Here is a 10,283-nt window from a genome sequence, read left to right on the forward strand (position 1 = left end):
CCTGCTCCGTCCCTTTTTCGATCGGGTGGACGCGCCGCCGGCGCTGCGGGAGTTCTTGCTGACGGAGTTTGGCTCGCCGGCGCGCCGCTGGCGCGGGCTGGTACACCACGCGCTGATGCTGCGCGCGGTGACGCGGGTCGGGCATGACCCCGCGGCGACACGTCTGCTGGTACTGGCGACGCTGTTCCACGACATCGTCTACGACGCGACGCGGAGCGACAACGAGGAAGCGTCCGCAGCGGTCGCGCGCGAATGGCTGTCGGGCGACGACTTCCGTCGGGGAAGGGTGATTGGGCGGCCTTGGGTTAAGCTCTAGGCGTCCAGCGCGGCCCGCACCGCCGCGACAGCTTCGGCCGCCTTGTCGCCGTCCGGACCGCCGCCCTGCGCCATGTCCGGGCGACCGCCGCCGCCCTGCCCGCCCAGCACGGCAACCGCGCGGCGAAGCAGGTCGACGGCGTTATGCGACGCGAGCAGGTCCTCGGATATGCCGACCGCGACCGAAGCGCGACCATCGTTGACCGCTACCATCACCGCGACACCGGAGCCGAGCCGCGCCTTGGCGTCATCCACGGCGCCGCGTAGCCCCTTGGCCTCGAAGCCGTCGAGCACCTGGCCGATGAAGTTAACGCCGCCGACCTGTTCGGGTCCGGCGGCGGCGTTGCCCGTGCCGCCGCCCATCGCCAGCGCCTTCTTCGCGTCGGCGAGTTCGCGCTCCAGTCGGCGGCGGTCCTCGATCAGCGCGGCGACGCGGGCTGGCACCTCGTCAGGGGATGATTTGAGCACGGCCGCCGCCTCACGCAGCTTGTCGTCGCGCGCGGAGAGGTAGGCACGTGCCGCCTCGCCGGTCAGCGCCTCGACGCGGCGCACGCCGGAGGAGACGGCGCCCTCGCCCACGATCTTCAGCAATCCGATATCGCCGAGAGCCGCGACGTGCGTGCCGCCGCACAGCTCGACCGAGTAGCGCGCCCCCTCTCCCTCAGAGGCTCCGGTTCCCATCGATACGACGCGGACCTCGTCGCCGTACTTCTCGCCGAACAGCGCCATCGCGCCTTCGGCGATCGCTTCGTCGGGGGTCATCAGCCGCGTGGTGACGGGCGTGTTGGCACGAACCTGTGCATTCACGTCGGCCTCGACCTGAGCCAGGTCGGCCGGGCTCATCGCGCTGGAATGCGACACGTCGAAGCGCAGCCGCTCGGGCGCGACCAGCGACCCCTTCTGGGCGACATGCGTGCCGAGCCGCTCGCGCAGCGCCGCGTGCAGCAGATGGGTGGCGGAATGGTTGGCGCGGATCGCTCCGCGACGCTCATGGTCGACCGCGAGGTGGACCGCGTCGCCGACCGCAATCTCGCCGACCCCGACGGTGAGCTGATGCGCCCAGACGCGGCCGAGATGCTTGTGCGTGTCCGTAACGCTCGCGCGCGCGCCCTTGTCGGTCGTGGCGGTGCCTGCGTCGCCGACCTGGCCGCCGCTTTCGGCGTAGAAGGGCGTCTGGTTGACGATCAGCTCGACCTGATCGCCCGCCGCCGCGCGCTCCACCCGCGTGCCGTCCTTCAGCAACGCGAGCACCACGCCCTCGCTCTCGTCGGCGGCATAGCCGGTGAACTCGGTGGCGCCATGTTCCTCCACCAGATCGAACCACAGATCGTCGGACGCCTTCGCGCCCGAACCCTTCCACGCGGCACGCGCGGCGCGCTTCTGCTCGGCCATCGCGGTGTCGAAGCCGGCGCGGTCGACGGCGAGGCCCTGCGCGCGGAGCGCATCCTCGGTCAGATCATAAGGGAAACCGAACGTGTCGTAGAGCTTGAACGCGGTCTCGCCGGCGAGCGTACCGCCCGCAGTCATGCCCGCCGTCGCCTCGTCGAGCAGCTTCAGCCCGCGATCGAGCGTCTGGCGGAAGCGCGTCTCCTCCTGCCGCAGCGTCGCCTCGATCAGCGGCTGCGCACGGACCAGCTCCGGGTAAGCCGCCCCCATCTCGGCGGCAAGCGCAGGGACCAGCCGGTGCATCAGCGGTTCGGCCGCCCCCAGCAGATGCGCGTGGCGCATCGCGCGGCGCATGATCCGGCGCAGGACATAGCCGCGACCCTCGTTGGCGGGCAGCACGCCGTCGGCGACCAGGAAGCCGGCGGTGCGCAGGTGATCGGCGATGACGCGGTGGCTCGCCTGATTGTCGCCGGTGGTGGCGGTGCGCGTCAGCTCGCCCGATGCGGCGATCAGCGCCTTGAACGTGTCGGTGTCGTAATTGTCGTGAACGCCCTGCATCACCGCCGCGATCCGCTCCAGCCCCATGCCGGTGTCGATCGACGGCCTGGGCAGCTCGCCGGTGATCTCGTTCGCCTCCTGCTCGTACTGCATGAAGACGAGGTTCCAGATCTCGACAAACCGGTCGCCATCCTCGTCCGGGCTGCCGGGCGGACCACCAGCGATGTGGTCGCCGTGATCGAAGAAGATCTCCGAGCACGGCCCGCACGGACCGCTGTCGCCCATCGCCCAGAAATTGTCCTTGGTCGGGATGCGGATGATGCGGTGCTCGGGTAGCCCGGCGATCTTGCGCCACAGGTCGAACGCCTCGTCGTCGGTGTGATAGACGGTCGCGGTCAGCTTGTCTGGCGAGAGCCCCCAGTCGCGCGTCAGCAGCGTCCAGGCGTGGGTGATCGCCTGCTCCTTGAAATATTGGCCGAACGAGAAATTGCCGAGCATTTCGAAGAAAGTATGGTGGCGGGCGGTGTAGCCGACATTGTCGAGGTCGTTGTGCTTGCCGCCTGCGCGCACGCACTTCTGGCTGCTGGTCGCGGTGACATAGGGCCGCGTCTCCAGCCCGGTGAACACGTTCTTGAACGGCACCATGCCGGCGTTGACGAACATCAACGTCGGATCGTTCTGCGGCACCAGCGGCGCCGACGGCACGATCTGGTGCCCTTGGCTGGCGAAGTAGTCGAGAAAGCCGCGGCGGATGTCGTTGGTGGAGGTCATGGCGGCGGGCTTAGGGGAGCCGCGCGGGCCGCTCAAGCTAGACCGGGCGGTCGATCGAGCTTGGCGGTTTGCTGAACCAGCGCGGGCCTTGCGGCGTCATGTGGAAGCAGTCTTCAAGCCGGACGCCGAACTTGCCCGGAAGGTAGATGCCCGGCTCATCGGAAAAGCACATCCCGACGGCGAGCGGCGTGGTTTCGCCACGCACGAGGTTGACCGGCTCATGGCCGTCCATGCCGATGCCGTGGCCGGTGCGGTGCGACAGGCCGGGGAGGCGGTAGTCGGGGCCGTAGCCGAGCTGTGCGTAAAGCTTGCGAACGGCATCGTCGACCGCGCCGGCGGGCGTGCCGAGCTGCGCGGTACGGAAGGCGAGCTGCTGGCCCTGCGCCATGTGGTCCCACACGGTGCGCTGTTCCTTGCTGGCCTGACCGAAGACGAAGGTGCGCGACACGTCGGACTGGTAGCCGCGCACGGTGCAGCCGCAGTCCATCAGCACGACCTGCCCGGGCGCGACGCGCTGCACCTCCCTGGTGCCGTGCGGGTAGGCGCTGCCCTCGCCGACCAGCACCAGCGCGAACTCCGGACTGCCGCCGAGCCGGCGCGTGGCGGCGGTCATGAGCACGCCGATCTCCGCCCCGGTCATGCCTGCCTCGATGCGCGGGTGGGTCCAGCGATAGGCGGCGACCGTCACGTCGGTCGCGGCCTGCATCAGCGCGATCTCGGGCGCGGACTTGATCATCCGGCAGGCGCGCACGACCGGGTTGGCGGAAACGAGCGGCCGGCCGATCGCCCGCGCGAGCCCGTCGGCGATGAAGAAGCGGGTCGTCTCCTCCACCGCGACCGGGCGGCTGAGCAGCCGTCGGTCGCGCAGGAAGCTGGCCATGACCGCAAACGGGCTCTGGTCTTCCTGCCAGACGCGCACGGTGGCGGGGACGGCGAGCAGTTCGCGGATCGAGGGCTCCTCGAAGAACGGCGTGACGATGCACGGCTCGCCCTCCGCCGGGATCAGCGCCACCGTCGGGCGCTCGCTGCGGCCCCAGCGCACGCCAGTGAAATAGGCGAGCGACGTCCCCGATTCGATCAGCACCGCGCCGATCCCATGCGGCTTCATCAGCGACTGCGCGGCAACGAGGCGGCGGGCGTATTCCGCCCGGGCGATCGGCGGCGGGATCGGCAACGGCTTGAGTGCCGACAGGTCCGGCTCGGCCGCGCGAACCACGGCCGCAAAGGGCATCAGGGCGGCGGCAGCGATCACGGTGCGGCGGGTCGGGGACATGGCAACGACGATACGGCGCTTGACCACGGCGCTTCAATCCCCTTCCGTGCGGCGAAACGTTCTGGAGCAATCGATGGCCAAGCGGCTGACCCTCTACATCATGATCGGGCTGGTGCTCGGCATTGTCGTCGGCGCGATCATGCACGCGAGCATGACGCCCGAGGCGATCGTCGAGGCGAACAAGTTCTTCAAGATGATCACCGACATCTTCCTGCGGCTGATCAAGATGATCGTCGCGCCGCTGGTGTTCGCGACGCTGGTCGCGGGCATCGTCCACATGGGCGACACCAAGTCGCTGGGCCGCGTCGGTGCCAAGACGATCGGCTGGTTCCTGGGGGCGACGGTGGTGTCGCTGACGCTGGGCATGGTGCTGGTCAACTGGCTGCAGCCGGGGGTGAACGCGGGCCTCGACCTCGCCAGCGCGACCGGCAGCTCCGGCATCGAGACAAAGCATGTCGACATGTACACGACGCTGACCGAGATGGTGCCGAAGTCGATCGTCGAGGCGATGGCGAACACGACGATGCTGCAGATCGTCATCTTCTCCGTGTTCTTCGGGGTGGCCTTGACGGCGATCGGCGACAAGGCGGCGCCGATCGTGCGCGGCATCGACAGCCTGGTCGAGGTGATGCTGGTCGTCACCAACTATGTCATGCGCGTGTCGCCGGTGGCGGTGTTCGCGGCGATGACCAAGGCGATCGCCGCCAACGGGCTCGGCGTGCTGGTCACCTTCGGCAAGTTCATCGGCAGCTTCTATCTGGGGCTGGGCATTCTGTGGCTGCTGCTGATCTTTGCCGGGTTTCTGGTGATCGGTCCGCGGATCGTCAGCCTGATCCGCTACATCCGCGATCCGATCCTCCTCGCCTTTTCCACCGCGTCATCGGAGGCGGCGTACCCGCGCACGCTGGAGGCGCTGGACCGGTTCGGCGTGCCGCCACGCATCGCCAGCTTCGTGCTGCCGCTGGGTTACTCGTTCAACCTCGACGGCTCGATGATGTACATGACGTTCGCGTCGATCTTCATCGCCCAGCTCGCCGGCATCGATCTGACGTTCGGGCAGCAGGTGACGATGCTGCTGACGCTGATGTTGACGTCCAAGGGAATGGCCGCCGTGCCGCGCGCGTCACTGGTGGTGATCGCAGGCACGATGGCGCAGTTCGGCCTGCCGGAGGCGGGGCTGGTGCTGATCCTGGCGGTCGACCAGTTCCTCGACATGGGACGCACGGGCACCAACGTCGTCGGCAACGCGGTCGCGACCGCAGTGGTCGCCAAGTGGGAAGGCGCGCTCGACAAGCCCGAGCCGCCGGATCAGGAGCCGCCGCGCGCGCCGTCGGGGCATATGCATGAGCCGCAGCCGGACAGCTTCCACGATTACGCGGAGCTGCCGCCGCCCCGCACTGGCTAAGGCGAACCGGCGTGGCTGGATGGGCCTTCCCCGGCGCAAGCCGGGGAAGCTATCAGCCATGCTCGACCAAGGCAGCGTCAGGCATAGGCGTAGGGGCCGCCCTTCTTCAGCGCGGTCTGGTATGCCGGGCGGGCGTGGACCTTGTCGAGCCAGGCGATCGTCGCAGGGCGGCTCGCATCCAGGCCGGCGCGACTGCGCGCCGCTTCAAGTGGGAAGCTCATCGTGATGTCGGCCGCGGTCAGCTGATCGCCCGCGAACCATGGCCGCCTGGACAGCTCGGACTCGACATAGTCGAGATGGACGTCGATCATGGGCTGAATGCGCTTCATCGCCAGCTTGCCGAAAATCGGCACGCGCGTGAGCACCAGCTTGACGAGCAGCGGCGGCATCAGCGACCCTTCGGCATAGTGGAGCCAGAAGCGATAGCGCAGCGCGTCGTCGCGGTGGGGCGGCGGGCCGAGGCGTCCGTCCGCCTTCTCGACCAGATATTCCACAATCGCGCCGGTCTCCGCCACGACGAGCCCGTCATCGTCGATAACCGGCGACTTGCCGAGCGGATGCACCGCCTTCAGTTCGGGTGGCGCGAGCATGGTCTTGGTGTTCCGCTCATAGCGTTTGATGGCATAGGGCAGGCCGAGTTCCTCGAGCATCCACAGCACGCGCTGCGAGCGGGAGTTTTCGAGGTGGTGGACGGTGATCATGAAACGGGCTCCCCTGCGTGGGCGCGCCAGATCCATGCCGAGGCCGGGAACAGGACGCGGTCGGCCACCTGATAGGCAGCTAGCGCCGCAGTCAACCGCGACAGCTGCGCCGCCCGGTCGGACGCCACCCCGAGGGCAGCGGCGACCGGGCCGATGCGGCTCAGAAAGGAGGCCGCGTCCGCAACCGGTTCCGCACCCTCGCCCGCGATATAGGCGAAATCGACCGTAACGGGAGGCTCGATGATCCAGCCGGCGCGAGTCAGAATATCGGCAACCAGGCTTTGGTCCGCGAACCCGAACGGGCCAGGTGCGTAGCCCTCTGGGTCGACAGGGACCGTCCCGGTCAATGTCACAAGGAGTTCGCTGGCAAACGCGTTGCGCGATCGGTCAGCGAAGCAGGAGAAGACCAGGCGCGCGCCCGCCGCTGCCCGTGCGCGAAGCCGCGTGAATGCCGCCACCGGATCGGCGAAGAACATCACTCCATGCCGCGAAACGAGGAGCTCCGCGCCGAAATCCAGCGGATCGCTCGCCGCGTCGGCGACCAGAAACCGCGCACGGGGCACGCGCTCACGGGCGACCGCGACCAGTCCCGGCGAGATGTCGACGCCGGTGACGGAAAGGTCAGGCCGTGCTGCCACCAGCGCTGCCGCCGTCCCGCCCGCGCCGCAGCCGATATCGAGCACCGCTGCCCCGGCCCCCGGTGCTGCGGCGAGGATGGCGCGGTCGAGGTGCGGGGCGAGATTGGAGAAGCTGCGATCGGTGCGCCGCCACTCGGCCGCCCATGCGTCGCCAACCGCGCCCGACCAGTCCATTGCATTAGTCATGCGGGCACACCTGACGTTCCGGCGTTCTGGAGCTTCAAGCTGGGTGGTCGCATCAATCCGGTCCCCTGAGCGCGAAACATCCGCGACCGCCGGCGCACCTTCACAAACCTGCCGGTGCCGGCGATGCGAGTCACCGAGGGACTGCCCCTCCCCTTCCGCCGCTGCCGGCACCCACGAAAATGGGAAACCCCGCGGCTTCCTCCTCTCCTCCTAAGGTAGAGGAGGGTACATCATAGGTCGTCGTCCTCAGCAGGGCCGACCATCAGCTCCTCCGCCACCTTGTCGGTGCGGCTGCGGATCGCCTTTTCCAGCCGCGCCGCCATCTCGGGATTGTCGCGCAGGAACGCCTTGGAGTTCTCGCGGCCCTGACCGATGCGGACCGAGTCGTAGGAAAACCACGCGCCCGACTTCTCGACCAGCCCGGCCTTGACCCCCAGGTCGAGGATCTCGCCGATCTTGGAAATGCCCTCACCATACATGATGTCGAACTCGACCTGCTTGAACGGCGGCGCGACCTTGTTCTTGACCACCTTCACGCGCGTGGCGTTGCCCGTCACTTCCTCGCGATCCTTGATCGCACCGATGCGGCGGATGTCGAGACGAACCGAGGCGTAGAACTTCAGCGCGTTGCCGCCGGTCGTGGTCTCGGGATTGCCGTACATCACGCCGATCTTCATGCGCAGCTGGTTGATGAAGATCACCATGCAGCGCGAGCGGCTGATCGAGCCGGTCAGCTTGCGCAGCGACTGCGACATCAGGCGGGCCTGCAGACCGACATGGCTGTCACCCATCTCGCCCTCGATTTCCGCGCGCGGCACCAGCGCCGCTACCGAGTCGACCACCAGCACGTCGATCGCGTTGGAGCGGACCAGCGTGTCGACGATCTCGAGCGCCTGCTCGCCGGTGTCGGGCTGCGAGACGATCAGCTCGTCGATGTTGACGCCCAGTTTCTTGGCATAGACCGGATCGAGCGCGTGCTCGGCGTCGACAAACGCAGCGGTGCCGCCGCCCTTCTGCGCCTCGGCGATGACATGCAGCGCGAGCGTCGTCTTGCCCGACGACTCGGGGCCATAGACTTCGATCACGCGCCCGCGCGGCAGACCGCCGACACCCAGCGCGATGTCGAGGCCCAGCGAACCCGTGGAGATCGTCTCGACCTCCATCGACTGTTTCGAGCCGAGCTTCATCGCCGAGCCCTTGCCGAACGCGCGGTCGATCTGCGCCAGCGCGGCGTCGAGCGCCTTCTGCCGGTCGGTGGTCGCACTCGCGCTTGTGCCAGCGGTTTTTGCAGTTGCCATGCCGGTGTCGATCACTTTCAGATTGGCGGCCATCGAGAGATCCCGTTGCTAGAGCAAGCGCGTCGGTGGTTCAACGCGCCGTTCGCCCTTGTACCGCATCCGTTCCGCGAGAACAAGTGCGGAACACTCGTCAGATCAAGGTGCTAGGCAGCGTCCACCAGCCGCGTCGGTCGGCTTCACTGGCTACGCGATCGCGAGTCGCGATGCTGTCGAACAGCGCGAAGCAGGTAGCGCCCGAGCCGGACATGCGCGCGAAACACGATCCTTCCGCGCGTTCGAGCAGGGTAAGCACTTCGCCGACGATCGGCGCCGCGGCGATCGCGGGCGCGGTGAAGTCGTTTCGACCCTGCGCGGCGCGCGCCAGCACCGTACCACCGTCGGCAATGCCGCCGCGGTCCTGCCCGTCCCAGCCGGCGAACATCGGCGCTGTGGCAAGGCCGACGCGCGGATTGACGAGCAGCAGCGGCAGGTCGCCGAACAGCGGCAGCGGGTCCAGCCGCTCGCCCTTGCCGGTGCCAAAGGCCGGGCGTCCGAGCAGGCAGGCGGGCACGTCCGCGCCGAGCGTCTCGGCGATGGCAAACAGACGCGCGTCCTGCGGGTCGATCTCGTGCAGGCGTGCGAGTGCCCGCAGCGTCGCGGCGGCGTCGGCCGAGCCGCCGCCGATGCCGGAGGCGACGGGGAGGCGCTTGTCGAGCGTGATGGCGTGCGGTTGGGCAACGGCGAAGGTAGCGCGGAAGGCGAGCGCGGCTTTGGTCACGAGATTCCGCCCACCTCGGGCTGACGCGGGTATCAGAGCCCGCGCGGCGGACTGAGCCCCGGTTTGCGCCGGGGAGGAACTCATCGCGCCGGTCAACGCTATCGCGAACGGCCCCACGACGTCGAACCCGTCGCGTTCCGCCGGCGTCGCCGTCACCACGTCGCCGTCGCGCGCGAAGGCGAAGATCGTTTCCAGGTCGTGATAGCCGTCGCTGCGCTTGCGGCGGATGTGGAGCGCGAGGTTGATCTTGGCGGGCGCGGTTTCGACGATCACCGTCCTGCCCTGCCCGGCCGCCAGCACGGCGGCAAGCGTGCCTATTCCTTCACCTCGTCCACCGTCTTGTACCACACCATGTCGGACTGCCAGCCCTTGTCCGCCGCCGCCGACACGAACTTGTTGAGCCAGTCCGGCCCGCGCGCGCCCAGCGGTGGCGCGACCAGTGCTTTATCGAATGGCCCCTTGCCGGTCAGCAGCAGGATGCCCGACCAGCCGCTATGGTTTGCATCGAGTTGCAGGCGAAACCGGTTCTCACCGAGCTTGCTGACGGGAACGCCGTTGGCGGACGGGATCGCTTCGAACGCGGCGCGGTTCGGGATTTCCATGTCGATGGCGCCCGACGGCTCGATGCCGATCAGCGCGAAGTCGCCGCTGCCCGGATTGACGTTGATGACGCTGTTGGCCGCGATCTCGCCCTGGTAAGACGTGCCGGGCGGCTGCATCCGCATCTCGAACTTGTGCTGCGGCACCGACAGGCGCTGGCCGTCGGGCGAGCGGATCTGACGGTACGCATCGAGCGCGGCGCACCCGGATTGCGTGATCGGTGACACCGCCTCGAAATCGAGGTCCGCATTGCTCACCTTCTGTGACGACAGCGCGCGGCTGATCTCGCTCTGCGCGGCGGCGGGGTTGCCGGCGACGCCGGTCAGCGCCACGGCGATCCGGTCGCCCGCCTTCTCGACCTTGACGATGTCGAGCCAGGTGCAGGCGACCGACGGCAGCGACGAGTTGATGGTGCCGCGCGCGACCTCCACGGGATCGGCCGCCGCGGCGACGGC

At 68.4% G+C, this 10,283-nt stretch carries 9 protein-coding genes; 2 read left to right on the forward strand and 7 right to left on the reverse strand.

The window, feature by feature from the left end; translation table 11 throughout:
• The first annotated feature begins 55 nt into the window (after positions 1 to 55).
• Positions 56 to 316: a hypothetical protein gene (locus tag JWN21_RS13090; RefSeq protein WP_299650977.1), complete on the forward strand. Its 261-nt coding sequence runs from the start codon at positions 56 to 58 to the stop codon at positions 314 to 316.
• Here JWN21_RS13090 and alaS read toward each other — a convergent pair.
• Positions 313 to 2,970, reverse strand: a complete 2,658-nt coding sequence (gene alaS, locus JWN21_RS13095) for an alanine--tRNA ligase (RefSeq protein WP_299650980.1) — start codon at positions 2,968 to 2,970, stop codon at positions 313 to 315. The two genes, JWN21_RS13090 and alaS, sit on opposite strands and share 4 nt — an antisense overlap.
• A 37-nt stretch (positions 2,971 to 3,007) precedes the next feature.
• Complete coding sequence (locus tag JWN21_RS13100) at positions 3,008 to 4,243, reverse strand: Xaa-Pro peptidase family protein (RefSeq protein ID WP_299650983.1); 1,236 nt, start codon at positions 4,241 to 4,243, stop codon at positions 3,008 to 3,010.
• Positions 4,244 to 4,316: 73 nt separating this feature from the next.
• On the opposite strand from JWN21_RS13100, the gene JWN21_RS13105 reads away from it, so the two are divergent.
• Entirely contained in the window at positions 4,317 to 5,648 is a 1,332-nt protein-coding gene (locus JWN21_RS13105) for a dicarboxylate/amino acid:cation symporter (protein WP_299650986.1), read from the forward strand.
• A 77-nt stretch (positions 5,649 to 5,725) separates the two neighbouring features.
• Here JWN21_RS13105 and JWN21_RS13110 read toward each other — a convergent pair whose 3' ends face one another.
• From JWN21_RS13110 to JWN21_RS13130, 5 genes are all read right to left on the reverse strand, one after another.
• Complete coding sequence (locus JWN21_RS13110; protein WP_299650989.1) at positions 5,726 to 6,349, reverse strand: glutathione S-transferase; 624 nt, start codon at positions 6,347 to 6,349, stop codon at positions 5,726 to 5,728.
• A complete protein-coding gene (locus JWN21_RS13115; protein WP_299650992.1) occupies positions 6,346 to 7,173 on the reverse strand; it encodes a methyltransferase domain-containing protein in 828 nt (275 codons plus the stop codon). The genes JWN21_RS13110 and JWN21_RS13115 overlap by 4 nt, the downstream gene beginning before the upstream one ends.
• 230 nt (positions 7,174 to 7,403) lie before the next feature.
• Entirely contained in the window at positions 7,404 to 8,471 is a 1,068-nt protein-coding gene (recA, locus tag JWN21_RS13120) for a recombinase RecA (RefSeq protein WP_299651010.1), read from the reverse strand.
• A 130-nt stretch (positions 8,472 to 8,601) separates the two neighbouring features.
• Positions 8,602 to 9,501: a 4-(cytidine 5'-diphospho)-2-C-methyl-D-erythritol kinase gene (locus tag JWN21_RS13125; RefSeq protein ID WP_299650995.1), complete on the reverse strand. Its 900-nt coding sequence runs from the start codon at positions 9,499 to 9,501 to the stop codon at positions 8,602 to 8,604.
• 41 nt (positions 9,502 to 9,542) lie between these two features.
• The coding region (locus JWN21_RS13130) for a hypothetical protein (protein ID WP_299650998.1) at positions 9,543 to 10,283 on the reverse strand (741 nt) is incomplete at its 5' end.

It is taken from the genome of Sphingomonas bacterium (assembly GCF_028292945.1).
Lineage (GTDB): Bacteria > Pseudomonadota > Alphaproteobacteria > Sphingomonadales > Sphingomonadaceae > Sphingomonas.

Bases quoted from the DNA above. Each gene is read 5' to 3' on its own strand.
- alaS (WP_299650980.1), bottom strand. From the start codon at position 2,970: ATGACCTCCACCAACGACATCCGCCGCGGCTTTCTCGACTACTTCGCC.
- JWN21_RS13105 (WP_299650986.1), top strand. From the start codon at position 4,317: ATGGCCAAGCGGCTGACCCTCTACATCATGATCGGGCTGGTGCTCGGC.
- JWN21_RS13100 (WP_299650983.1), bottom strand. From the start codon at position 4,243: ATGTCCCCGACCCGCCGCACCGTGATCGCTGCCGCCGCCCTGATGCCC.
- JWN21_RS13110 (WP_299650989.1), bottom strand. From the start codon at position 6,349: ATGATCACCGTCCACCACCTCGAAAACTCCCGCTCGCAGCGCGTGCTG.
- JWN21_RS13115 (WP_299650992.1), bottom strand. From the start codon at position 7,173: ATGACTAATGCAATGGACTGGTCGGGCGCGGTTGGCGACGCATGGGCG.
- recA (WP_299651010.1), bottom strand. From the start codon at position 8,471: ATGGCAACTGCAAAAACCGCTGGCACAAGCGCGAGTGCGACCACCGAC.